At 30.9% G+C, this 25,365-nt stretch carries 28 protein-coding genes; 2 read left to right on the top strand and 26 right to left on the bottom strand.

Going from position 1 to position 25,365, the window contains the following annotated elements; all coding sequences use genetic code 11:
- Positions 1 to 71: 71 nt before the first annotated feature.
- On the bottom strand, positions 72 to 299 hold the full coding sequence (locus ACXY7N_RS26800) for a hypothetical protein (protein ID WP_016135756.1): 228 nt from the start codon (positions 297 to 299) through the stop codon (positions 72 to 74).
- Between the two features lie 253 nt (positions 300 to 552).
- Here ACXY7N_RS26800 and ACXY7N_RS26805 point away from each other — a divergent pair, with 253 nt between their 5' ends.
- Positions 553 to 1,041 carry a CPBP family intramembrane glutamic endopeptidase gene (locus ACXY7N_RS26805; protein WP_016135755.1) on the top strand — a complete coding sequence of 163 codons (489 nt, stop codon included), beginning with the start codon at positions 553 to 555 and terminating at the stop codon, positions 1,039 to 1,041.
- A 669-nt stretch (positions 1,042 to 1,710) separates the two neighbouring features.
- On the opposite strand, the gene ACXY7N_RS26810 is transcribed toward ACXY7N_RS26805, so the two are convergent.
- From ACXY7N_RS26810 to ACXY7N_RS26895, 18 genes are all read right to left on the bottom strand, one after another.
- Positions 1,711 to 2,823 (bottom strand): RNA-guided endonuclease TnpB family protein, encoded by a 1,113-nt coding sequence (locus ACXY7N_RS26810; protein ID WP_488592783.1) that lies wholly within the window; start codon positions 2,821 to 2,823, stop codon positions 1,711 to 1,713.
- 11 nt (positions 2,824 to 2,834) lie between these two features.
- Positions 2,835 to 3,245 (bottom strand): IS200/IS605 family transposase, encoded by a 411-nt coding sequence (gene tnpA / locus ACXY7N_RS26815; RefSeq protein WP_033659952.1) that lies wholly within the window; start codon positions 3,243 to 3,245, stop codon positions 2,835 to 2,837.
- A gap of 150 nt (positions 3,246 to 3,395) precedes the next feature.
- Positions 3,396 to 4,202 carry a MutH/Sau3AI family endonuclease gene (locus ACXY7N_RS26820; protein ID WP_016135752.1) on the bottom strand — a complete coding sequence of 269 codons (807 nt, stop codon included), beginning with the start codon at positions 4,200 to 4,202 and terminating at the stop codon, positions 3,396 to 3,398.
- A gap of 513 nt (positions 4,203 to 4,715) precedes the next feature.
- Positions 4,716 to 5,993 (bottom strand): clostripain-related cysteine peptidase, encoded by a 1,278-nt coding sequence (locus tag ACXY7N_RS26825; protein WP_016135751.1) that lies wholly within the window; start codon positions 5,991 to 5,993, stop codon positions 4,716 to 4,718.
- Between the two features lie 101 nt (positions 5,994 to 6,094).
- On the bottom strand, positions 6,095 to 7,903 hold the full coding sequence (locus ACXY7N_RS26830) for an ABC transporter ATP-binding protein (protein WP_488592784.1): 1,809 nt from the start codon (positions 7,901 to 7,903) through the stop codon (positions 6,095 to 6,097).
- On the bottom strand, positions 7,887 to 9,725 hold the full coding sequence (locus ACXY7N_RS26835) for an ABC transporter ATP-binding protein (protein WP_016135749.1): 1,839 nt from the start codon (positions 9,723 to 9,725) through the stop codon (positions 7,887 to 7,889). The genes ACXY7N_RS26830 and ACXY7N_RS26835 overlap by 17 nt, the downstream gene beginning before the upstream one ends.
- A gap of 15 nt (positions 9,726 to 9,740) precedes the next feature.
- Positions 9,741 to 11,759, bottom strand: coding sequence for an asparagine synthase-related protein (locus ACXY7N_RS26840; RefSeq protein ID WP_488592785.1), 2,019 nt, complete (start codon positions 11,757 to 11,759; stop codon positions 9,741 to 9,743).
- The gene (locus ACXY7N_RS26845; RefSeq protein WP_016135747.1) at positions 11,725 to 12,201 is read right to left on the bottom strand and encodes a lasso peptide biosynthesis B2 protein; all 477 of its coding nucleotides are present in this window, start codon (positions 12,199 to 12,201) and stop codon (positions 11,725 to 11,727) included. Before ACXY7N_RS26845 ends, ACXY7N_RS26840 begins: the two co-directional genes overlap by 35 nt.
- On the bottom strand, positions 12,194 to 12,472 hold the full coding sequence (locus ACXY7N_RS26850) for a PqqD family protein (RefSeq protein ID WP_016135746.1): 279 nt from the start codon (positions 12,470 to 12,472) through the stop codon (positions 12,194 to 12,196). Before ACXY7N_RS26850 ends, ACXY7N_RS26845 begins: the two co-directional genes overlap by 8 nt.
- Positions 12,473 to 12,570: 98 nt before the next feature.
- Positions 12,571 to 12,687: a lariocidin family lasso peptide gene (locus ACXY7N_RS26855; RefSeq protein WP_016135745.1), complete on the bottom strand. Its 117-nt coding sequence runs from the start codon at positions 12,685 to 12,687 to the stop codon at positions 12,571 to 12,573.
- 35 nt (positions 12,688 to 12,722) lie between these two features.
- Positions 12,723 to 12,842 carry a lariocidin family lasso peptide gene (locus tag ACXY7N_RS26860; protein WP_016135744.1) on the bottom strand — a complete coding sequence of 40 codons (120 nt, stop codon included), beginning with the start codon at positions 12,840 to 12,842 and terminating at the stop codon, positions 12,723 to 12,725.
- A 36-nt stretch (positions 12,843 to 12,878) separates the two neighbouring features.
- Positions 12,879 to 12,998: a lariocidin family lasso peptide gene (locus tag ACXY7N_RS26865; RefSeq protein WP_016135744.1), complete on the bottom strand. Its 120-nt coding sequence runs from the start codon at positions 12,996 to 12,998 to the stop codon at positions 12,879 to 12,881.
- A gap of 36 nt (positions 12,999 to 13,034) precedes the next feature.
- Positions 13,035 to 13,154, bottom strand: coding sequence for a lariocidin family lasso peptide (locus tag ACXY7N_RS26870; RefSeq protein ID WP_016135744.1), 120 nt, complete (start codon positions 13,152 to 13,154; stop codon positions 13,035 to 13,037).
- Between the two features lie 486 nt (positions 13,155 to 13,640).
- On the bottom strand, positions 13,641 to 14,108 hold the full coding sequence (locus ACXY7N_RS26875; protein WP_016135742.1) for a GNAT family N-acetyltransferase: 468 nt from the start codon (positions 14,106 to 14,108) through the stop codon (positions 13,641 to 13,643).
- A 121-nt stretch (positions 14,109 to 14,229) separates the two neighbouring features.
- Positions 14,230 to 14,559: a nucleotide pyrophosphohydrolase gene (locus ACXY7N_RS26880; RefSeq protein ID WP_016135741.1), complete on the bottom strand. Its 330-nt coding sequence runs from the start codon at positions 14,557 to 14,559 to the stop codon at positions 14,230 to 14,232.
- 68 nt (positions 14,560 to 14,627) lie between these two features.
- Positions 14,628 to 14,990: a hypothetical protein gene (locus ACXY7N_RS26885; RefSeq protein WP_488592786.1), complete on the bottom strand. Its 363-nt coding sequence runs from the start codon at positions 14,988 to 14,990 to the stop codon at positions 14,628 to 14,630.
- 119 nt (positions 14,991 to 15,109) lie between these two features.
- Positions 15,110 to 15,301, bottom strand: coding sequence for a hypothetical protein (locus ACXY7N_RS26890; RefSeq protein ID WP_016135739.1), 192 nt, complete (start codon positions 15,299 to 15,301; stop codon positions 15,110 to 15,112).
- A gap of 392 nt (positions 15,302 to 15,693) precedes the next feature.
- Positions 15,694 to 15,987 carry an ArsR/SmtB family transcription factor gene (locus ACXY7N_RS26895; RefSeq protein ID WP_488592787.1) on the bottom strand — a complete coding sequence of 98 codons (294 nt, stop codon included), beginning with the start codon at positions 15,985 to 15,987 and terminating at the stop codon, positions 15,694 to 15,696.
- 1,174 nt (positions 15,988 to 17,161) lie between these two features.
- On the opposite strand from ACXY7N_RS26895, the gene ACXY7N_RS26900 reads away from it, so the two are divergent.
- Positions 17,162 to 17,575 (top strand): hypothetical protein, encoded by a 414-nt coding sequence (locus ACXY7N_RS26900; RefSeq protein WP_070169553.1) that lies wholly within the window; start codon positions 17,162 to 17,164, stop codon positions 17,573 to 17,575.
- 75 nt (positions 17,576 to 17,650) lie between these two features.
- Here ACXY7N_RS26900 and ACXY7N_RS26905 read toward each other — a convergent pair whose 3' ends face one another.
- The 7 genes from ACXY7N_RS26905 to ACXY7N_RS26935 form a co-directional block, all read right to left on the bottom strand.
- Positions 17,651 to 17,866, bottom strand: a complete 216-nt coding sequence (locus ACXY7N_RS26905) for an alpha/beta-type small acid-soluble spore protein (protein ID WP_001167047.1) — start codon at positions 17,864 to 17,866, stop codon at positions 17,651 to 17,653.
- Positions 17,867 to 18,024: 158 nt separating this feature from the next.
- Entirely contained in the window at positions 18,025 to 19,782 is a 1,758-nt protein-coding gene (locus ACXY7N_RS26910; RefSeq protein WP_016135735.1) for a methyl-accepting chemotaxis protein, read from the bottom strand.
- 1,060 nt (positions 19,783 to 20,842) lie between these two features.
- Complete coding sequence (locus ACXY7N_RS26915) at positions 20,843 to 21,253, bottom strand: hypothetical protein (protein WP_488592788.1); 411 nt, start codon at positions 21,251 to 21,253, stop codon at positions 20,843 to 20,845.
- A 416-nt stretch (positions 21,254 to 21,669) separates the two neighbouring features.
- Positions 21,670 to 22,083, bottom strand: a complete 414-nt coding sequence (hepT, locus tag ACXY7N_RS26920; protein ID WP_000787540.1) for a type VII toxin-antitoxin system HepT family RNase toxin — start codon at positions 22,081 to 22,083, stop codon at positions 21,670 to 21,672.
- Positions 22,073 to 22,480 (bottom strand): type VII toxin-antitoxin system MntA family adenylyltransferase antitoxin, encoded by a 408-nt coding sequence (gene mntA / locus ACXY7N_RS26925; protein ID WP_098986888.1) that lies wholly within the window; start codon positions 22,478 to 22,480, stop codon positions 22,073 to 22,075. Before mntA ends, hepT begins: the two co-directional genes overlap by 11 nt.
- Before the next feature lie 335 nt (positions 22,481 to 22,815).
- Positions 22,816 to 23,163, bottom strand: coding sequence for a YxeA family protein (locus ACXY7N_RS26930; RefSeq protein WP_016135733.1), 348 nt, complete (start codon positions 23,161 to 23,163; stop codon positions 22,816 to 22,818).
- A gap of 208 nt (positions 23,164 to 23,371) precedes the next feature.
- Positions 23,372 to 25,012 carry a S8 family peptidase gene (locus ACXY7N_RS26935; protein ID WP_016135732.1) on the bottom strand — a complete coding sequence of 547 codons (1,641 nt, stop codon included), beginning with the start codon at positions 25,010 to 25,012 and terminating at the stop codon, positions 23,372 to 23,374.
- Positions 25,013 to 25,365: the final 353 nt, after the last annotated feature.

Genomic DNA, 25,365 nt, shown 5'->3' on the forward strand with positions numbered 1-25,365 from the left:
GCTTTAATGTAATAGCTACAGGGTTAGTTTTGTAAACTAACCCTGTAGCTATTTCCTATTAATAAAAGTTATTAACGGTGGCCATATGCTCCGTTTAAGTAACCACCACCACTACTAGTGTATGTGCTACCTTTAGTATATGCATCCCCCATACCGCAACCATAATTGAAGGAAGCAAGTCCTCTACCGAAATCTGCTGCCCATCTTACGTGGTCTCTCCAGCCACCACCATTAATTTCTTCTAATTCAATTTCTTCTAGATTTTTTAATAAACTATTTTCTTTGTTTAAAGTTTTCATACATAACATCCTCCATTCTTTAAAATCACTATATAAATATATTGTAAGCTTACGATATTTATTATACACCTATCAGAAAACGTTTTCAATAGTATTTTTTGTAAAATACTATTTTAATATTTTATTTGCAGAATAATATATTAAGTATGCATTTTCCAAGTTTGCCCATCATTATAATTAATAGTATAGTAAAGTAAAATACATGTTTCCTAACCAGGATGTATAATTTTACAACATGCCAAAGGAGTATATCATGCAGAAACGTTTACATCATTTTATTTATAACTTAGGATACCCCTATTTCATCATACTTATGACTATAGCTACATTTGTACTACCATTGGTATCCTTTCTTATACCGATGGAAGAAGCGGAACGAAATCCGATTGAGGATATCTCTCTTATTCGGCAAGTTATATCCGGTTGTGTCGTAGCTCCACTAATAGAAACAGCCCTTTATCAAATGTTTTTGTTTTGGATTTTAAAAGATATTCCATTTGTGCGTAAATACGATAATATCCCAACAATTTTTCTTTCAGCCATTATTTTTGGAACTATTCACTCATATGGGCTTTCCTATATCGTTTATAGCGCTCTAATGGGTGTCATTCTAGGATACTCATATTGGATTTATCAAAAAAAGAAAGAAAAAACATCCAAAGTCCCCTCCGCCTATTGGGTTGTTTTTTTAATCCATGCATTACATAATTTAATTACCTTTCTATTAAAAAATTTCTTTTAAACGGATTATGATTTGAATAGAAATCTAAGAAATTTCCATAGTAAAAATTATAGTTCACCTGGAATTAAAAAATTCATAAAAAACGCTATTCTTTCTGTATATTTCTACAAAAAGAATAGCGTTTTTTTATTTAAATTAATATAAAATTATTTCAGCTTGATAATTTTCATTCTAGATTAAACTTCCTGCAAAAACTTTACAGAAATAAGTACTTGTATAGCAAAGTTATGCTTTCTGTTATAAAAGATATGTTTGATATTTTTTATAACAGGAAACATAACTCCCCATTAAACCTTTCCACATTCAGAGCTCCTTGGCTTCAAGATACTTTCTATCCAAAATTCACAAAAAATGCTACTCTATTTAGCCCCCTGTACCACTTCCTTTTGTTGAAACAACCAATTTAAGCCCCTTTCCTAAATCATGTGAAGCTTTTGGAAGTTTACGAATGTCCCCTGTTTCAATTGTCTCCTTTATCATGTTATAAGTTTTCTCAAACTCATCCACTTCTTCAGGAGTAAATGTAACCGTGAACTACCCGCCACTTAACGTCCTAATGGACTGTTTGAAGTGGGGGCTTCTCGGTTAGTCGTTACTTTTGATAGCTAACGAATTCGTCCTAAGACAACCGAGCTAACTCCCTCGTTCCAAGGGTTATTTTATTGCTATCTATGTTAACGCTAATAGGCGTATTGCTTCATTTTTGATATTGATAGCTGCGTTATAATCTCTATCGATATTTACACCACATATACAAGAATAGACTCGCTCAGACAATGACATATTTTTTACATTTCCACAACTGCAACATGTTTTTGTGGAAGGAAACCATTTGTCTATTTTCACAAGTTGTTTGCCTTGTTCGTGTAATTTATAAGCTAAAAAAGAAGTGAACATACCCCAACCATTGTCAGCGACACTTTTTCCAAAATGAAGTGCTTGCGACATTCCTTTCATATTTAGATCTTCAATAGCTACAACATCAAAATGAGTAGCTAACTCTTTAGACTTATGATGAAGGAAGTTCTTACGTTGGTTCGCTACTTTTTCATGTAACTTAGCTACACGGATACGTTGTTTATTCCAACGAATAGAACCTTTTATTCTTCTTGATAATACTCGTTGTGCCTTTGCTAATCGGTCTAACATTTCACGATAGAACTTAGGATAATTGGCTCTCTCATCCTCAGAACTGACGTATAATTGATCCATCGCAAAGTCTAATCCAACAACTGTTTCTATTTCTTTTTGTACAATCTCTTTTTCGTATTCAGTCAAGATAGACACATAGTATTTACCAGTAGGTGTCATAGAAATCGTACATGACTTGATTACATGGTCTTGTGGTATTTCTCTATGCTGTTTGATACGTACCATTTTCAGTTTTGGCAATTTGATATGACCGTTAAGCAACATAATATTTCCGTTCACTACATTCGTTGTATAAGACTTTCTGTCTTTTTTGCTTTTGAATGTTGGGAAGTCATTTTGACCACTAAAGAAATTCTTATAGGCAGTTTGCAAGTTTAGTTGAGCATTTGCCAAGGCTAATGAATCAACTTCTTTTAACCACTCAAATTCTGCTTTGTATTTCGCAGGAGTGGGAAGCTTTTGTTTTTTTAGTTGTTCCTTATCATCTTTGTGTTTTTCATATACTTTTTTCCGTTCGGCTAACATTCTGTTATACACGAAACGTACACAACCGAAGGTTTTACGCATAAGATGTGCTTGGTCTTCTGTTGGATACAAACGGAATTTATATGCTTTATTATGCTTTGTCATATCATTTCACCTCACTTTCCCCCTTGATTTTCAATATATTTTTTTACTACGTCTATTGATGAACCACCAGTAGTTAGTAAGCAAAAACTTCTTGACCAAAACATCTCTTTCCATAGTTTCTTTCTCACTTGTGGAAAGTCTCTCTTGATAAGTCGAGAGCTTGCACTTTTATAAGCATTGATGAATTTTGTCATTTCTGTATTAGGGTGTGCCTTGAACAAAATATGAACATGATCTATATCATGATTCCATTCAACTAATGTGATGTTATAGCTTTCAGATAGTCGAACAAACATATCTTTTGCATAGTCTGACATATCATTATCAAATACATTTCTTCTGTATTTCACGACCAATACAAGGTTATAATACAACGAGAATACTAAATATTTTCCAGGAAGACTCTTCCCAAGAAATTTCAAAATCTGCAAGTTGCAAAGTTCTGAACGTTGCTTTTTCTATAGGACTGTTGTCTTCTCGAATTGATATATTTTTAATTTAAAAATTAGATTTACTGAATACCTCATGCTTCTCTGGTAATTCCTTATCTGCACCTACTATCCTATTAGATACTATTTTACTAATACTGTTAGGTATTTTTTTGCTGGATTACGCTTCTCAAAAAGATTTAATATATCTAATTGATTCATCCCCTTATACGGTTTTAGTTGATTCCAAATGTATCCTTCAGGTGTTACAAATACATTAGATTTTTCACCTCTGTCCGTTCTTTCTACATGGCTTCTCAAAACACCACGAAAGAAAGAGTTTTTTAATGAGAATGCTCTTGTAGGTGCAAAGATTTCTGAATTAGGCTGTTCTGCTTTTTGTCCTTTCTGTCCTTTTGTGGCTGCCCCTAAAATAACGGTATCACCCTCGGACAATTTGTGAGCAAATCCTTCTAGCACTTTTTGCTTTATTGTATAAAAATCATTTCGGATTATTGCTTCATCTTGCGACATATCATAGAGTTGAAAATCTCGAATTATAAAATCTCCATATGGAACACCTTTCATATATTCGTACCAAATAATGAGCAACTTTTTGTTCTTAAAAACAACTTTGCTAAACTCATATTCTTCATGAATAATATTTTTATAGTTAATCATGCTTAAAGAAATTCTTTCCTTTGCCGACCATAATCCATTTCGAAGTTTATTAAAACCAGAAACTTTCAACTCAATTCCTAATTCCCCAAAGTCTGCCTCAGGACAATTATTTAATTCATAATCGTAAAATCCCGTCTCAACAACCTTACCCAATATTCCTTTATCGTTACTATTTCCTTGTAAGATTCCTTTTGTATCAATTTCTTTAAAACTCTTCCCAATAATTCCTTCAGTAAATGCTAATAGTTCTTCCTCTGTTTTAAATTTCATACTCATCCCCACCTATCTTTCATTAATATTTAATTGCAAAAACTGTACAATGAACTATTCATACATTAACATTGAAAAAACTATATCCCTCTCCTAATCTCCTTATATATAAATAATTTACTCGTAATTGTTCTCCCCTTATATAAATTTCCTTTTTTACTCTGTTATTGTATACAGAAATACATTTTCATACTTGTTTCAACCAAAACAAAAAGGGCTTTCTCAAGTCGATTAATTGTGCACAGCAAAATAAGCTATTTACACTAATCGGCTCAAAGAAGCCCTTTCAAAATTAAAGTAAGAACACAACTTACTTCTACAACTCAACCACAACACATAAGGTGTGGGAATAAACGGAATCAAGTAAACTAATAATATACCTATATATTACAAAAAAAGTATATCCATATCAAGATATTTTCAAAAACTATAATACTACTACTTTTCTATTCATTTAATTTTATTACATTCCTTTTTGACTTTTCATTTACTTAAATTCCTGTATATGTCACATCAAAATTTTTTTACTATATTTGTATTTATAGATTCGTTGCTCACGTTCATGAATTGATTATTTTTTAGATTCCCTATAAATATTTCAAGGAAATCATAATAATCTTTGGAGAAATTATTGTTTTTGTAAAGATTCAATTTCTCATCAAATCTCTCTCTGTCACCTAAAGGGAAAAATAAACAAATACCAGTAGCTTTTTTCCAAGGGCTTTTCACATTATAAACTACAGCCTGATCAACTGCACTCATAATTCTTCTTGAATAAAATGGATACTGAGAATACATTTGTTTTGCCAAATCTCCCAAGTCTACCATTTCTGAATCCTCTGGGCCATCCATTTTTCCGTACTCCTCTACATTACGTCTTGCAGTAAGGATAGATTGAAATTTATCATCATTTAATACATCTACTTTCAATAATCTTGCTATATCATCAAAAGCTTTTGTAATAGGTTTTACCTTAGACAAATCTATCACAGACATAGCTACATCATCTTCTTCTTCATTTTCTATGGCTTGCTTATAAAAACCATCTGCTATGATTCTTCCCAACTCTGCTCCATTCATATTTGGTTTATTTAATAATTTTTCAAATGTATATATATAATTTAAACCATGACCTGGAACCATATCTTCTGAACCAACAACATAATTAGCATACTGATTTATATAACTAAGAGTTTCTAGATTTGTAACTAAACAAGCATCAAATGCTACAATCTCTAATTTTTTTCTTGTTTTTTCATAAGTTTCTTTAAGCGTTTTTTCAAGTTCTGGCAATGTAAGTGGATCCAATCCAAATCGTTCATCATGACCATATCCATATACAGATCCCGATCCATGCCCCCATAAAATCACAGCATATTTTTCTGCTGGATACTTTTCCATACCCCAAATCATAAAATCGCTAAGTGTAGATGCTTCCCCCATATTCTTAAGTCCAACATCCTCAATTAATTGTAGGGAATCTTTGTGAATTATCCATCTTTGATTGGTTTCCGGATTAATCGCAGGTGTATGCCATTTTTTTGCTCCACCTGTTTCAATAACTATATTGACTTCTTCTGAAGAGCCTATCTTCAGCATCTCTTTTAAATCTTCAGAAGCTAGCTCAAAATCACTCTCTAAACTAGAACCATCCAAATAAACCATCACAGTATATTTTGCTTTATTTACCTTATTTGTATCTGCTGAAACTTTTATTGCATTATCCTCTACTAAACTACAAACCCCTATTAAAAACATTAAAATTAATAGTATCCTATTCGTTTTTTTCATCCTTATAACCCCCTTTTACTTGTAAATTGTTTCATAAGTAAATCTCGCATAAAACAAAGAATAGAGTTATGGTCAACAAAATAAATCTTCACATTAAAATATTAGCTGTATTTCTTAGCTTGAATAGAATACAGCTCTGCATACTTCCCATCTTTAATTATTAATTCTTCATGGGTTCCTTGTTCTGTTACATGGCCTTTATCCAAATAAATGATATGGTTTGCTAATTTTGCAGTACTTAACCTATGCGTTACAATAATAACAGTCTTATTATCCGCCAGGTTTGATAAAACTCTTAATATTTCATCTTCAGCGTATGGATCAAGTGCTGAAGTTGGTTCATCAAATATTAAGATTTCCGCTTCTTTATCATGCATAAATGCTCTTCCAATGGCAATTCTTTGCCATTGTCCACCTGATAATTCTTGTCCACCAAATAATTTCCCCAATTGAGTGTCATATCCATCTGTCAAAGTAGGAAGCAATTCCTTCACATTGCTTTTATCACTTGCTAGTTGAATCTCATGAATATTATTAATATTTTTCACATCACCAAGGCCTATGTTTTCCCTTAGTAACATTTCGTACCTTACAAAATCCTGTAAAACTGCGGTACACTTTTTTTTGTATTCAGTTGAATCATAATCGTTTAAGTTTTTATTATTATAGTAAATCGAACCTTGACTCGGATTATATAGTCTTAATAATAATTTAATAAGTGTCGTTTTTCCTGCTCCATTTTCGCCAACTAATGCGGTAATTTTCCCTTGGGGTATGTGCAATTTCTTTATACTAAGAGAACTTTCTTCTGAATTTTGATATGAAAAATCCACTTGCGATAAATAGAAACCCGAATCCTTCTCCTGACTCTCTACTAAAGATGAATTTACTCTCTTAGGATTAGGAAGTTGAATAAAATTCAGTAAGTTCCTTAAATGTCTTCCTTCCCTCGCCCCTATAGCAATTAATGCAAAATACTCATTAACGCCTTCACATAATTGGATTGTCATACCTAAAAATAAAACTACACTTCCAATTGATACTTCATTATTAATCGCACTATAAATAATAAAAATTATGCTGAAGGAAATTACACAAGATTGTATTAGCCCCCAAAGCAGACTATGAACAGCCAATTTTCTTTGATCTTTACTTAAAGTTGCTGACAGCTTTTGTACCGTCTTAACATATTTCTCTTTAAAAAAAGGTGTTAAATGAAATAATTTTACCTCTTGCGCTAATTGAGGTAATAAAGGAACTGACGTATAATATTCAGCTCTCCTCCTTAATTCCATTAATTCTGGCCTACCTTCAAATGTTGCTTGATTTAAATTTACCTCTTTAATAAGTTTTGGAATAGAAACTACTAAAAGAAGAAATGGATACCACGGTAAGAGAGAAAATAGTAATGCAACACTAGCTATAATCTTTACAGTACCTCCAAATGATTTCATGATTAAATCAATCCACATTGTAATCCAATACTCATTATTTCTAAAAGATCTTATTTTGTTATAAAGTTCTTTATCTTCAAAAAACTCAAGACTCTCCAATGTATTAGCTTTTTTCATAATTAATACATCGATATACATCTGTAGTTTCGCTACCAACAACCTTTTTTTCACTTCAAAAAAAGGATTAAACAAATCTGCAGTGATTGTGAGAATAATAAATGTAATGATTATCCAAAACGTGAAATTCGAGTTTAATAATGCTGCAGGGTCTTTTGATAAATCATCAATTACCTTGGTACTTAACCAAATAAGCAATGGCTGAATAATTGATTCCAGTATTTTAATGAGCATAATGTAGGTAAATCCCACTTTATCAGCTTTCCATAGCATTTTTAAAGAAGTCAATGTTTCCCTTGTAAATTTATAAGTATGATATACCTTATTGAGACTTTTCATTTTTCACAGTCCCCTCTAAAGAAAAACTAGATGCTTGCATTAAATACATCTTTGCATATTCTCCTTGCTTATCCATTAATGCTTCATGTGAACCTTGTTCAATAACTTCTCCATCCTTAATTACAATAATGGAATCCACCATTTTTACAGTACTAAAACGATGCGAAATCAATAATACTGTCTTTTGTCTCGTTAATAAATAAAATTGATTGTACAATTGCTCTTCTGATTTAATATCTAAAGCGGCTGTAGGTTCATCCATTATTAGGGTAGAAGCGTTTCTAAAAAAGGCCCTAGCTAGTGCTATTTTTTGCCATTGTCCACCTGAAAACTCTATCCCATTCCATTCATTTCCTACCATTGTTTTATAGGAATCTGAATAATTATTAATTTTCTCGTGTATACCAACGCGTTTAGCTATTTCTTGAATTTGTTTCTTATTTTCTATACTTTCATAATCACCAATTCCAATGTTCTCATCTATTGCTAAACCATATTTTCCAAATGATTGAAAGATGGCAGAAATATGTTTACGAAGATGCTGAATGTCTATTTCTTTTATGTTTATATTATTAATTAGAATCTCCCCTTCATCGGGATCATAAAATCGACAAAGTAATTTTACAATTGTACTTTTCCCTTCACCATTCATTCCTACAATGGCTGTACTTTGCCTTGCATTCAGTCTAAAACTAAGATTTCTTAAAATTTTATGTTCTTTATTAGTTGAATAACTAAAGCTTACATTTTTAAATTCAATATTCATTTCAGACAAATCTACAAACTTTGAATTTGGAGAGATTTGTACATCCGGTTTTAATTTAACAAAATCATGAAAATCCCCCCCCATTCTCCAAAGCTCAAGTGTTTCAACAAATTCATTGGAAACATTTCTTAATAATACGTTTAATTGAAATAAGGCAGTTAAATATAAGGCGATATCTCCTATTGTCAAAGAAGCGTTACTTATTTTATAAGTTACCCACAAATAACCCAGTCCAGCTACTCCCCCAGATAATAAACCGGTTAATGTAATTGGAATTAAAGATTTTGTTTGAATTTTTTTATATGCTGAAAATACTACGTCAAATGTTTCTTTATATTGCTTCAAAAAAAATTCACCCAAATTAAACAATCTAACTTCCTGTACGGTATTTTTTATTAATAAATTATCCCTATAATAGGACATCTTTCTTCGATTTGATGCAAATTCATTTTCATATACCCATTCCATTGCAGTAAATTTATTTGCATATATGACATAAGGAATAGCGCTTACAATTAATATCACTGCTAAAAGAGGAGAAAGTGTACCAACTACTATGATGATACTAATTAAAGAAATTCCTCCTGTTATTACACTGCCCGTTGATTCAACTATTTGCATAGGTAACCAACTAGTACTGTCTCTTAAAGTCTCAAGTTTATCCCTATATTTCGTTTCTTCAAAAAAACGCATACCTGGCATTTTTTCTATAGCTTCTAAAAGTGTCGTATTAATTGTTAACATAGATTTTTCACCTAATAACTTTTGAATCCAACTGGTAATTGATACAGAGAAAATTCCTATAACAAAAGTTGAACAATATACAATTCCCCAAATAAACACGTATGTATCACCAGGATTTGCATTTTTAATTCCATTCAGAATCTCCCTTGTAGCAAATAACTGTATAGCAACAATTAAACCCTCAGCACTAAGTAAAACTAACAAAACTATGACCAAAATCGGACTAGATTTCCATATTATTTTCCCTAAAAAAAAAGCTATGCTCATCGTATTTTTAAAGTTGAGCATACGCTCTTTACAAAAATTAAACATTGCTCTCCTCTACTTTCAATAGACTGTTGCTTGTCTTAATTCTGAAGAAAAAATACACTTTCCTATATTACGAGGATCCACTGGTTTACTTCTTTCTAAAATATAACCTCTTCCCTTTTCAACTTCTTGTAACCAAATTTCTAACTCTAAAACAGAACGTAAATATTGAAAACTCATCCCTAAATCATTATTTGGATCATTAGATCTTATTAACATTGCAATTAAGTGGTCCCTATATTTCTCCTTATCAATAATCCCTAATTCCGCTACAAAATTCTTTTTATCTTTTGAGAACAATTGTAAAATATTATGTTTTTCATTTAATAAACATTTTCTAGCCATGTGTGCATAAGTCGTTTTTATTTTTCTATTCAATAAATAATCTGGTAAAACATCGTTAAACGCTTTTCTCATCAATTGTTTAGACCCTTTATAATATCCATTTTTATGCCCTTCTAGTAAATCATAATGTTCTTCAGGTGGAACGCAAAAACTAAGTTCAATCATTTTTTTATCATAAAACGGGTACATATAATCTGTTGCTACCCTAGTTGTATCTAAACATCTTGCCCTTGGATATAAGTAATCATAGTGATATCGGTGTCCCCAAAGTTTAAAATCCTTACTTTTTTTATACTGCTCATACTCTCTTTGATTACCTTTATTTTCACGTTCAATATGTTCTGGGGTAAAAAATGGCATATTTGCTTCCACTTTTTCAGCCCAAACGGTCTTATAGTATAACCTCTCGTTTAAACCTGGAATAAATGGTGCAATTCCATAAGTAAATGTTTTATCTAAGAATCCTCCTACCTTTTTATCAGACCAATTCCATAATTTTGATACTGCTTCTTTAAACTTTTTCTGTCTAAGTAAAGAATCAATGACTAATTCCTCTCCACTCGCTACATAATCTCCACCATCGCCAGATATGGAACGATTGGCACCAACTTCAATAGAGATTGCTGCTACAACTTCATCATACAAAGGATTCCCTCGTGGATCAGGTCCATCTATATACCACATCGGATCTCTTCCTATTTCTGCATTTAAAATCTTGTTAATATCATCCCCCATAATAATGGCATGTTCAATGTTTAAGTCTTGTAATAACTTTGTTACAAGTTCTTTATCATGACTAAATGACATATCGTTAGATTCAAAAGATAGATTAACTCCAAAAATAGAGGAGCTTGAGCCATTGGCAATTGCAGCTCCTAAAATATTTCCTGAATCTAAGCCTCCACTTACATCTAAAATTGTCTTTTTATCTGATATACGAAGTTGAACAACATCAAGCATTGTCTGTCTGAACTCATCCACATAATCCGTAATATTCGTATGTTTTACTTTATTAAGTAGATTATTTAGTCCCCAATACGAACGAATACTTAATTTATCATTTTTATTCCATTGTAAAATTGAGGCTGGTGGTAATCGATAAATACCTTTAAAAAATGTTTCATTGCTATATTCCGCTTCACTAATTGCAAATTGTGTAGTTGGATAATTTAAGCATGCGTTGTAATTAACTGTAAAAGGAATTTCATAATTTAATAGCAACGTTCTTAAATCATTTGATGCACAAAAGAAATCGTCATTTGGATGTTTATAATAATAGATTGGCCTCGTCGCATAAATGTCATTAGCTATTACAAGATTATCCATATTTCGATCAACATATGTAATTGTGAAATCCCCATTAGCATTTTGTAATTGATAATCTATATTTGATGTTAAACCCTTATACAGATTTTCCCTAGCTTTTGATGTTAAACTTTCAACATAAGAATGCTTTAAGGAATCACTTAGTACACCATTCATAATTAATGGAGTAGCTAAAAAGGAAATTTGCTCATTGGTCTTTTTATGAGAATTTTTATAAGAGAAATCAACTTCACTTAAAAAAAATCCCTCTCTATCAAAATTAAGTTGGTTACTTATCTTCATTGAACTTAACCAATTTCTTAAATTCTTGCTCCATTGTTTTTTTATAGTATTATTTTCTCCCCACATAGCTATCCACATTCTCATTTTCCGTAACCCACCTTTCAACTCCATCTCTCATTTTAAAAATATGCATTACTTGTAATTTCCCAAGATGATTTTGAGGATCAATAACTTCCCCATTCTCCAACTCAACCCAAGCATGAGAATGTAACTTTTCATCTATTTTTTTAAATCCAATTTTTAATTTTGCATCAATTCCATTTGAATATAGGACAATTTGATTTGTTAAAGAAATAGATACACATGAGGCGATTAAAGCGTCTTGTTCATCCATTTCATATAAATATTTACTAAATGTTATCAGTTCTTTTATATTTATCGGCATTGCTTTTCTCCTTTTAGCACTTTCATACATTGGAAAGAACTGAATGGAGACTTTATTAAACACAACATCAAATGAATCCTCAATTAACAATCCTCTTACTAAATTATGTAAAGCGACAAAATATTCTTTAGAGTTATTCATATTTATCAACAACCATTATTAATTTATAATTAATTAAATCCATTACACTTTCATCCACTAATTTTTGTATCTCCTCTTTAGAATTATCGAATTTAGATAAAAATTCTTCTACAATTGATTTTTTTTCAAATAAATTCTGATTAAAATTATCCCAAATTTCTTTATGAGCACCCTCTAGGCCATAGTATTCACCTTCACTAATATGCAACACAATTGTCTCTTCCTCATTAGCAATAGAAGTGACAGTATTAGAATTCTTTTTTAACAGCATAATTGTCTCCTCCTTCATTTTTTAAGAAGAATAGTAGAACTAGATTTCTACTATTCTTCTTAGATAGTTCATAAATCAAGTTTTCTATTTTACAATTTTTAACGCCTACGGACTCCTTTAGCTCTAGTGCCATCACCTGGCTTCTTTGTCTTAGCTAAGGTTACCGCCATAAACGATCCGTATCCCTTTATTTTCCCTACTTCTAATTTTTTCATTTTTCTTCCCTCCTATCCTCTTTATTTAAGAAGGTTTATAGTCCTTTACGAATTCCTTTTGTTCTTGTTCCGTCACCTGGTTTGTTTTTCTTTGCTAATGTTACTGCCATAAATGATCCATATGCCTTTACTTTCCCTGCTTCTAATTTTTTCATTTTTCTTCTCTCCCTTATTTTTTAATTTAATAACGTTTATAGTCCTTTACGGATTCCTTTTGTCCTTGTTCCATCACCTGGTTTGTTTTTCTTCGCTAATGTTACTGCCATAAATGATCCATATGCCTTTACTTTCCCTGCTTCTAATTTTTTCATTTTTCTTCTCTCCCTTATTTTCTAATTTAATAGCGTTTATAGTCCTTTACGAATTCCTTTTGTTCTTGTTCCATCACCTGGTTTGTTTTTCTTCGCTAATGTTACTGCCATAAATGATCCATATGCCTTTACTTTCCCTGCCTCTAGTTTTTTCATTTTTCTTCTCCCCCTCCTTTCTATGGAATTAAGTTGAAGTTTATACACAAGAAATTAGAATGTAAACTACCCAAGAAACTACTTTTTTTTACATTTAACATCAAAATTCTACAAATGGATGTATTTTTATCCAAAAAACAACATTTTATAAACACATATAAACAAAAAAATGTATTTTTATTACTTATCTGAATTATTTGTTTACTATTGATAAAAATGTAAATATTTTCTAAACAAGGTCTCTTCAATCTGTTTTTTCAACTTTATATACTTTTATGTAAATATAAGTAAATTATGTAATACCGCCCCTAAATCATAAGGTGTAAGTGCACTTATTCCTCTATTAGTAATTTGAATATTCTGTTAAATATTTCTAAATAATGACTTTCAGCCTTTATTTTCTTATAAATAAAAATAGGATCACTATAGTAGCGAAATGCTATTATTATAGTGATCCTATCTTTATTTATACTTTCATTATATTGATTAACTATTAGATAACAGAAAAAATTCTTTTTCAAATCCTGTATTCTCCCAAAAATTCAATGCTAATTTATTAGCTAAGTCAACATAGACATGAATCAAAGAAACATTTTCTTGATTCAACCAATTGCTTATATTTCCAACTAAATTTTGCGCAATTTGCTGTCTTCTATATTCTGCTTTCACATAAACTTCCTCTATTTGACCATATAACATATCTGTAACCAAATCTTGCTTTATTGAGCCAATTCCATAACCAATTAGATTATTAGTTTCATCAGTTCCTACAAAAACCGCACCATATCTTGATTGAATCAATTCCACTAATTGCTCTTCAATTCCTTTTTTATGACTTTCCTCTAATTCACAATCTGCAGTTTCTATTGCGTTTAGATTCCATAATTCTATTATTTTTTTAATACTCTCTCGATTGTCTATTTTTTTATCTAGTTTTTTAATACTAATTTCCATTTTAAAACCTCCTTTGTAAGTTTCTACTAATATAGTGTAATAAATTGTATCTGGCAAGTTAAACCAAGTTGATAAAATGTAATCTTAATATTAAATAATATGTAAAAAAGTTATTCTTCTTCTAGAGTTCATTATATTTTTTATTTTTTCCAAATGCTTTTTCTACAGGATATTTTTCGGCATTCTTTATAAGCTTAGAGTGTACTGCCTCTTCTAAATTTATATTTAATTGATCACTTAGCAGAAGCAAGTAAATCATTACATCAGCTATTTCTTCTTTCATTTCCTGCATTTTAGTCTCCATCGCTTCTTGACTGGACTTCCATTGAAAAGTCTCAAGCAATTCCGCAGCTTCTAAATTCAATGAAATGGCTAAATCCTTTGCATTATGAAATTGTCCCCAATTTCTCTCATCTCGAAATCTTATTACTGCCTTTTGTAAATCTTCCATCACTATTAGTCTCCTCTCTATTTCTTACTATCTTTTCAAACTAGAACACACTATAAGTAGTTTGCCTACTAATTAACCTTAACCCAGATATAATTATCTTCATATTTGACATTTAATTTTGAGCGGAGCCCTTTCATATAATTTTTTAACTGTTTTGTAAAATTCTCATCACCGACTTGATCATTTCTGTCTACATCTAAATACAACTTGAATATATTTCCTTTCGTTAACTCAAATTCCCATTTTAGAAAGTTATGTAGCATACTTTCCTTACTCAAGTACTCATTAACTTCCATATATTCTAATAGCTCATATAGATTATAGTACAATAAGCTACTCGGCCTAGGCATTTCACATTTCGGGCAATATTCTCTATATCTATCTTGCAGTTGCGTAATTATTTCAGTCCCACATTGATTACAATTATACATGTAGCAATCTCCTTTAATGGATAACCCAATTAGTCTCTCCTATATTTTTTACTCCCCTAAAATTATATATTATACTATCCGGTTTTTACATATTATTCCCATCCTACTTAAATTAAGCATTAAAAAACCTTCCATACCTTATGAACTACTTGTGCGCCTCTAGCTCCCCAAATAATCACAGGAATGGCTAATGGGAAGGCAAATCGTTCTAATTGGCTAGATTCTTCCACTTCAATTTTACTATCTTCTACTGTTTCTACACTAATAACCGGTACATTATCTAATAATGATGTTGCTAATATCCTTTTCATAAAAATCTTTAACTATTCTTATATTTACCTTACATATAGATTTAACGATTTATAACTAAAATAATTTGTTATAATTATTATAAGAAAACTTGGTTAATACAGTAGGTTTATTATTTATAAAAAAATAATAAACCTACTCCACATCTTCCTATGAATTAGCTAAATTCCATCAATATAGACAACCCAAAAATATTTAATAATATAAACATAATTATAAGCTCTATTGAAAACAAATTAGTAGATCTTATTTCATTACACTTCTTTGAAAGGTACAGAAATTCTATGAACAATATTTTCTTATTTAAACAGGAATCCTCATAATATAAAATTATTATATATAAAGTTCCCTACTTAATAACAGGAAATTTTTCACTTTTTATTAACCTACTAACCTACAAGCCTAAAATTCCAACAATCTGACGAGCTTTAGCATTATCTATATAATAATGCATCTCTAATCCCTTTCTTTCTGCACGAAGTACAGTTCCCCTTAATTTTGATAGATGCTGTGAAACAGTAGATTGTGGGAGTCCTAATATTTCCGTTAACTGCGTAACATTACACATTTTATGATACATTAATTCATTTACAATTTGTAATCGAACCGGATGTGCCATTACTTTTAAAACATCTACGTCTTCTTCGCGGATTTCAGCTAGATCTCTATCAGTTACTACTGTTTTCATTTCGCATTCTCCTTTATTATTAATTTCTACTTTTCTTATTATCCTTATAAATAGTACTTATAGATGTTTACCATTTGTCCTGTTGAGAAAATATATTCTCTTCTTAAAACAAAAAGGACACCTATTCTGAAAACAGTTTTTTACATAACTTTGAACTATGATTAACACGCTTTACTAAGCAAAAGTATTTCTTCTATCCCTTGTTTAAAGCAAATAAAAATTCTGCTTATGCCTTCCCATCCTGAAAAATTAATAGGCAGTATCCCCCATCTCACACTCTACAAAATAATCATTTTATTTCTCAATATGAATGCCTGGAATTAAAATACCAAAAATGGTAATATGAAGTCACCTTCAGTTGTCAATTGTGTCCCTTTTTGAAAGGCCCTGTCTATAATGACAAGGCCTTTTAAATTTCCCTAAATATACTTTCTATTTCGTTTTCTTTTAAATAACCAAAGTATGTATCCCCCTTTTAATCTATTAATGCTCTATAACGAATCAGAAATAACAAATTTATATTTTAGAATAAAAACGTATCCCCTCCTACATTTTCCTATACGAATCTAAGAAATAAATAATTTAAAAGGAAAAATAAAGATACTATGAAAATGAACTTGTATTTGTTTCTTTTCGTTGGTTTTCTAACATGTTGTATATAAAAAAATTTGATAATAATCAATCATCTGTAATCCCCCTCCATACAAAAAATAAGAAGCCTCTTTTTGAGAGACTTCTTATTTTTAATACAAACGACATACATAGGCTAAATATACACAATAAGATTAGGATGCTGAACCTTATTGCAGCTTTATTATAACATATAACCTCTCATTTTGTTTAATAATTCCAAATTATACAACTTTATCAACAATTGAGTGTTTGTTTACATACAATGAATGCACAATAAAAAAACAACAAAATATTCACTTATAGAACCAACGTATGTAAAAATCAGCTACCATCCCATTCATAGTTTTGAAAAGTTGTTCTCTCCTTCTTTAAGAATATTTTAAACTTCGGATAGATTACCTTATATCGACATCTTATGTATGCAGAATTACATATCAAATCTAATTGAAAATCATTCTCGTTGTAACTATAATGGTTTCAAGAAGTGATATTTTCACTTCGTTTTCAAATCTTACAATATATTAAAGGAGGAACTAGCATTATGAAAAAAGTTATTTTAGCAGGGGCATTAGGAATTGCAGTACTATCAGGTATGAACTTACCAGGAGCAGAGGCACCTAAAGCGAGTGCGGCAACTACAAACTTAGATATTCAAGAAGTGACAAAATATTACTCTATGAGTTCCTATGAAGTTTCTCAAAAAGAATCATTTAATCTTAGTAAAGGGGAAGAACTTACGGTCTTTGTACAAAATTCCGGGTTCCCAATTTCTTATACAGTCTTTGATGCGGATGATCAAGTAATTGGCACATACAATGCTAATTCACCATACGGTCGCGTATTCAAAGCACAAAAAGACGGTAATATTTCTGTTCAATTTCAAGCAGGAGTAAATTCTTCTTACATGAAGAAGATGAATTTCACAGCCAAATTTGCAGTGTCTAAATTTAACTAGCAGTAAAGATTTTCACTATCCTCTTTAAAGGCAAATTAAAAAGGTATATCCCTTCCATGGGATATACCTTTAACTTTAGTGAATTTTATATTGACCAGATAACTGTTCTTGCGCCATACGAACTAATCGTTTTGTAATTTCTCCACCTACTGAACCATTTGCTCTTGCTGTTGAATCCGGTCCAAGTGTAACACCAAACTCCTGAGCAATTTCATATTTCATTTGTTCAATTGCACTTGCTGCAGCTGCTATTAAGATTTCGTTTGAATTATTATTTTCGCGAATTTGCATTTTTTACACACCTCCGTTGAATTTGGTAATATCATGCTCTATTTCCAATAAAGTATGCAAAATTTTTTTCTTTTAGCTATTTTACATATATAACTAAGCTTTCATCCCTTATGTGGGAATAAATAAAGGTATAGGTCATACCTACACCTTCCTCTACACTATTTACTTTGGAATTCTCCTATTAACTCCTTTAACTCTTGGGAGAGCCAATTTAAAGAATTTGCTAACTCTGCAATATCTTGTACATACAGTTCTTGCTCTTTCATACTTGTCTCTACATTACCACTGCTATTCACATATGTATTTGCAATGTGTGATAATTCATTTACAACCTTAACAATAGTTTGATTATCTTTTAAAATGTCACTTGAATTATTCGAAATCGCTTTAATTTGATTTGTAACAGATTGTGCAGATCCTGAAATCTTTTCAAAGAAAGCACCACTACTTTGAACAAGTGTTATTCCTGATTCTATTTCCTTTGAACCATTCTGTATGGATCTTACAGCCTCCTCTGTTTCAGCTTGGGTTTCACCAATTAATATAGCTATATCCCTTGCAGATGCCTCGGTTTTTTCCGCTAATATACGTACCTCATCCGCAACAACTGTAAATCCTTTCCCCACCTCTCCAGCACATGAGGCTTTAGTAGAAGCATTTAAAGCTAATAAACTTGTTTGATTTGACATAGTTGTAATTACATTAAGAATTTCACTAATTTCCTTAGATTGTGCTTCTAATGCATACATACTAGAAGATACATCTTGAACTGTATCTTGGATGCTTTTCATTTGATTCACAACTTGCTTAATCAAATCTTTTCCTTCTCCAGAATGCTGTTCCATGTCTTCCGAAGCATTCCTAACTTGTTTGGCAGCTCCTGTAATTTCTTTCATCTTACTTTCCATTTCTTGAATAATTCCTAAACATTTTTGCACTACATATTCATGAGAATGTGCTCCTAAATTTAATCCTGTAATAGCACTTGCAATTCCTTTAAAGGCTATGCTATTCTCTTTTGTACTTACCGACAATTCCTGTGAGGATGTTAAAACTTGTTCAGCAGTCTGCCTTACTTTATCTATAATCCTATTAAACTTTTTAATAGTGTTATTAAAATAGATATTAGTTATCCCTATATCATCAGACCTTTCATTCAATTTAATACTTAAATCCCCTTTACCAACTTTACGTAACCCTTCTTGTAAATCCTTTAAAGGCGATAGAGATTTTCGTGAGATGAATATTTGAATTGTAATTGCGATTGTTAATGAAGTGATTATAAATAGTAAACCGTTCACTATAAATTCTTTCTTTGTAAGAGGAATAATAGAAGCGTCTATATCCGCTGCAACAATTGCAATTATATTATTATTTTCATCAGTAATAGGCTCTAAAATTGTTACCCATGTACCTAATACATCTTCATACACTTCTGTTATTTGTGCCTGTTTCGTTTTCATTACTTGGTCGTATGTCTTCTTCCAATGAGTAGGATGCTCATAATAGTCACCTGTTTTTACAGAACCTAGTTTTACAGAAACCGTATCTGCTAATTCTGTATCCAAAGCTACTAATTTTAGTTCAGCTTTATCATTTAGCTTGGCCCCTGTAACATATGTTTGTCCGACACTTTTCATATTTTTTATAGCTTTATCTAATTGCTCTGTCAATTTTTCTTTCTTCACTCTTTGTGCTGTGGGGTCTTTTGCTACATCTCTTACTATTTCCAGATCTAATTGATTTTTTAATGTATCTCCTGTTTCAAAAGACTGCCTTTCAAACATAGACATCATACTATTTTGAAACATATTAAAACTTAACGCCCCCATACTTCCCACAAGCGTCAGAATTACTAATACCGTTAGTAATATATTTTTCTGAAGCAACGATAGCTTATGCCAATATTTTTTCATTGATTTCACCTTTCTTATTTTCAACAATACAAAAACAAAGTAGTAACATATAAAAAGGTTCTCTTTCTGTTATTAATTTAAATATTTGAAATAGCATACTAGTCATTCAACCAAACGTTCCAATTTTTTTCGTTTGATAGAGTTTTTTTCCTTTTATACTGATAGCTTCACTATATTTAAAGTAATAATTTAACGAATCTAAGCATTTATGTATTTAAATCTCAAAGCATCATGCTATTGTAATGAGCATTAAAATGCAGCTAATTTTCAACACCCTTTTATATAGCAGAACTAAAGAAATAATAGTTATGATACCTTTGAATAATAATGCTAAAGTTTAACTTCTATTTTTTGAAGCCAATTCTAATCTATTGTACAAATATCAGTTTTCCCATTTGCAATCTCATTTTTTATATATCCAGCTGATTTGGGAAATCTATTAGTAGGAAGACGTTTACCTTCTACTACTTCACCTTTTCCATTTGTACTGATACCTTCTAGATCCATTATGTTAAGTGTTAGTTTTAGACGAAGAAAAGAATTCTTAAGCTCTCATCTTTGGCCATCTTTATCTCGCACAACAAAAACAAACTGGAAAGTTCCTTCCAGTTTCCTATTTTATAACTATTTTCCTTATTTTTCTATAACATTTTAATATCTACTTGTACAAAGTAAACCTAAAACCTTTTAGCCTAATCCAATTTATTTCTTCAATTATCTTAAAGTCGTATGAAATAGCACAATCAGTAAATTCTTATTACGAAACTTTTGTATTAAAAAATACTAAAGGACATACTCCTACAATATAAGCCATGGATGTAATTGTAGTACGATTTTCATCAGTAATAAACGTACACATGTTAAATAAAAAAAGACTCAATTATTTATACCTCATACATTCTTTTAGTATACATCCAATACTTTTTTCTTATATTCTACATCGTCAGTGACTCTAATTTTACCCATAGAAAAATCCCCTCCATAATAAATAGGTTAATGTGTTTTCTTTTTCCTATCTACTATGAGGGGAGTATGGCATAGCTTCTTTTGTGTAAAAAATCTAAGATTCTAGCGCAGTAATTAATTGCTGACGTTCTTTATCTCTAAAAATTTTAATTTCATGTTTAAATCCATAATTTCCTTCTTCAAATCTAACCCATTCCTTACTTGTCCAATATACAACATCTACATTTGCATCTAAAATTACAGAACATAGGTCTACTAATTCTTCTTCGTAAAATGGCGCTTCTTTTGCTAGTTCAAAAGCTAGTACTTTTGGATCCTTACTTTTAATTTGAAGTTCCCTTGAAGTTTGCCCTAAATACTGCCATGGAGAGTGTAGAGATTGCACATGAACATTTTGAATTTCTTTAAAATGTGATGGAGAATGTATTGTAGCAGCAAATATAGGTTTGCTCACTCCTATTGTTGTGCCTAAAGCAATAGAACCAATAATAAGTTTTTTAATCATATTTTCAGCCCCTTTAATTATTTTGGATATGTTTCATTTTTATACTACGTTTATGCTCATGTAAATGAAGATGATTTTACATGATTCGTCATTTTTTTAAAACTGTATATTAATTAACCATTATAAATTTACCCAAAACAAAAAAAGTTTCCATAAGGAAACTTTTTTTGTTTTGGGTATACATTATATGTATAAAAATTAGTTTTGAAAATATTTACTTATTTGTTGATAAAATTGTATATGGATATTGTTCCTACTATTTATCTACACACATCTCATGCAAAGCTTCACTACAACATAAACAAATTCCTCTTATGACCGCGTTTCTTCTTACGAAATTAAGTGATTGTTTCAATAGCTGGTTTGGGAATCATAGAATTACTTTCTTTCTCAGCCTTATTATTCTGTTCTTTTGCCTAAAATTCCAATATCCCCATTACTTCTTTCGTAAATAGTTTAAAATCAGTTAAATGTTTTTCAATAATTTGACGAACAATATCTAAATTTACACTTTGATAATCATGAACAGCAATATTACGAAATCCTACCATCGCCTTTAACTTATTTGCTAGATCAGCGCTAAGTAATCCTGCTGTAACCAATAAATCAAAGGCCTCTCGACTAGATTGGGGTAGTCCTAATTTTTTCCCTGCAACAATATGCATTGCTAAATCAATACTCGCTTCACAAGCTCTTTGTATATTCAATATTATTGAATCTTGTTTTGTAAAGTCCTCTAAATTTTCAGGGTCATTTCCATACACATCTTGGATTCTTTTTATACAACGCTCTATTGTAGAAATTTTATTTAAAATAACCTCATTCTTCATATATAGAACCTCTTTTCTTTATATCATCAAATACTATCTGTCTTTCTTCATTCAATTTTGAATACATTTTTAAGGTCTTCATTTCAAAAATGACCTTACGTTTTTCATCCGAACAAAATATTGTCTTTCCTGTATGTATAATCTGAGCTTGAAAAACTGTAGAAGCTTCGAATAAATCAACTAAATCAACATCTCTATGAACAATGTTAGCTAACTCCTGCGCTAATAAAAAACGTTCATAGTTCCCTAAAGTTGTGTCACTTAAATAAGCTATATCAATATCACTATCTTCTCGTTCTCTGTTCTCAGCCGTTGATCCAAACACAATTATCCAATAGGGATTCACCGTCTCTTGTAATTTTTCTATAATAGCTGTTATCATGCCTTGAAAAATCATCTCATTAATCCCCCTTAGTATACTTGAATTTTATTATATCATAACCAATCATCAATCCTTTAAACTACTACAAATACTTAAACAAAACTAGAAGCTTATTTCTGACCTAAAATTATTATAGGTCAGGAGTAGGTATGTTGTAGCTTTGAATCTTAAATAATTGTTTATAATCCTACACTTCGCCTATTAAATGTCTTTTATATTTTCTTCTTGCAAAAGTAAAAGACTGACAATAACTGTCAGCCTCTTACTTTTGTAATTCTAAAGAATTTTAGCCTATTTCAATAGACCTTCTAATAATTGGAGGATATATTGCTCTAACAAAGAATTATATATTAATCCACCTTTAATTTTTCTTTTACCTTTGTAGGGAGTTCGTCTTTTTTAACTTCTTCCCAAGATTTCACACCCTTTTTCTCAGAGTGATATATACGTAAAAACGCTTCTTTACGAAGGTTTTTTAACGCTGTAAACTCCATTTCTTTCTCTTTACCATCCTTATCAAATCCAGGTAATTTATATTCGTAAGTCGTATCCCCATTTACATTTTTCTCTTTTAATTTTTCACCATCCTTGGTAATTTGCACATAATATGTATCTGTACCAAGACGATTTAAATTACACCCCGATAACAACACAGTAAACATCACAAAAACACTACACATAAGCACTATTCGTTTCATATTATTCACCTCATATCTTTTCTCACAAAAATTATATCCTAATCTATTGGCTGCCAAAATTCATTTCCATTACGCTAACATTACGTTTTTGTAAGGTAGTAAAAATAGCATAATTAAAAGGATATGAATTCATATTTCTATTGAATTCATATCCTTTGTTCTTATTGAGTATACTATTTTGCCTTATTCTAAATAGGAGATAGTTCTATTATTCTGGGAAAATGAAGTTAGAGTTTTCTTCACTATTATCGGAATCCTCTTTCGGGAACGTAATAGTAGAACCTTGATTCCCTTTATTTATTTCTTGCTCCTCAGGAAATACAATGGAAGAATCATTACCTAAGTTTGGTGAAAAACCAAGTTTAGATAAAATGGCTTTTAAGTCAGGTAAAACACCAATTTTATCATTAATTGGATCATTAGATTTCGTTCCGGTACTAGAATCACTTAAAATATCCCTAAGTTGGCTTGGTGTATATACTTTTCCCTGATTATTTTTTGCAATTCCTTGAATTGATGCAGCAGCACCAGCAATAATAGGCGATGCACTAGATGTTCCAGCAAAACTAGATGTATATAGATTTGTTATAAATTCACTTGGTTTAGCGTCTGTAGTATCTACTGCATTCCCCCATCCATACACATCTACTCTACTACCATAATTAGAGAAATATGAACGTTTATGAGGAACCCTTGCAGAAGCTGCCCCAACCATAATTGCCCCTGAATCTTTAAAATCAGGACTATTACGATTTAAAACTTGTTTACCATTACGGTCTCTAAATTGATCTAAATCGTTTCCGCCGTTTGCACCTGCTTCAATAATAATAATTCCTTTATTTGCTCCCAGACGAATTGCATCAAATATATCCGGTTTTACTTCTACAGGAAGATAGTTCTTATCTCCATATCCATCATAAGTAGCCTGAGCTTCTAATAAAAGGATATCTCCAGCTTGCATATTGTTAACTGCACTTAAGATGGCATCAGCTGTATTATAATTTCCGTTATCCCTAATCTGAGATACAACCTTTACCTTAGCTTTCGGTGCAATCCCAATTCCACCTATGTTATTATCCTCTGCCGAAACAATCCCTAAGACTGAGGTACCATGATCATGGTGTTCACTCTTATTCTGTCCGGATATCAATTCAATCTTTTGATTCACTAAATCCTCATGACTAAATAACCAGCCATACTCCATGTCTACGAAAGTAGTTCCTTTTCCATCTCCACCTTTTATGCTCCAGGCATAAGGTGCATTAATTCCTAATGGTGCTGGTTCAAGGTAACCTTGTCTTGTAAGTCTAGGCTCATCATATGGATTAACAGATAAATTTGGTAAACGCTCTTCTGGTGGCGCCTCTTCTTCCTGTAAATACGCCGTTTCAACAAGAGATGATTTTTCAATTTTTGTAAGTAATGCTTGTACATCTATATTATCTTGAGTTTCTACAATATAATAGTTTAGCAAATTAGAAGAAATTTGATTGGAATCTTTTATTTCTTTACCTAGATTTTTAATTTCTTTAGGATTTAAAGAACTAAAAAGTCGATTTATAGTTACATTTGGGTATTCAGCTAAAATTCCAACTAATTCAGGATCTTGTTTTTCTTCTTTAATGAATTTTTCTATTCCATCCTGATATGGTAAATTCGCCTCATTTTTAAATTTTAAAATTAATTGTTTAGTAGCTTGCTTATGTACAGTAGAATTCAATTGCTTATTTGAATAATTGTAAGTAGCTGCGTAGGCAACTTCTGATTTTTCACTTGGAAGTATACCGCCTACTCCATTAAATGCTGTTAATGCAATTGAAGAAACTAGAATTCCCTTAAAAATTTTCAAAACGTGCACCTCTTCTTATCAATATATAATTATAAAAAAATGTATATTACCTAACTTCTTTTTATCAAACCGTTTTATATGTAGGACTGTATTTTCAACTCCATTCATTATTTAATACTTGTTTATACACCGTTAATACAACTAATTCATACCGACAATTTTATTCATTCAGTCGCACAACTGTAACCATTATAGTTACACCTTTATAAAATAGTCAACCTTAAATGCAATTTTGCATGTAAAATCATACATACTTCTATTAACTTGCCTCCAATTATTTCAAAAGAAGTTGAACTTCTATCATTTTGAGTAATTGCATATATGTAATATAAAACATATAAGGAGGTTAAAAT

Source organism: Bacillus sp. 5w2 (assembly GCF_054353775.1).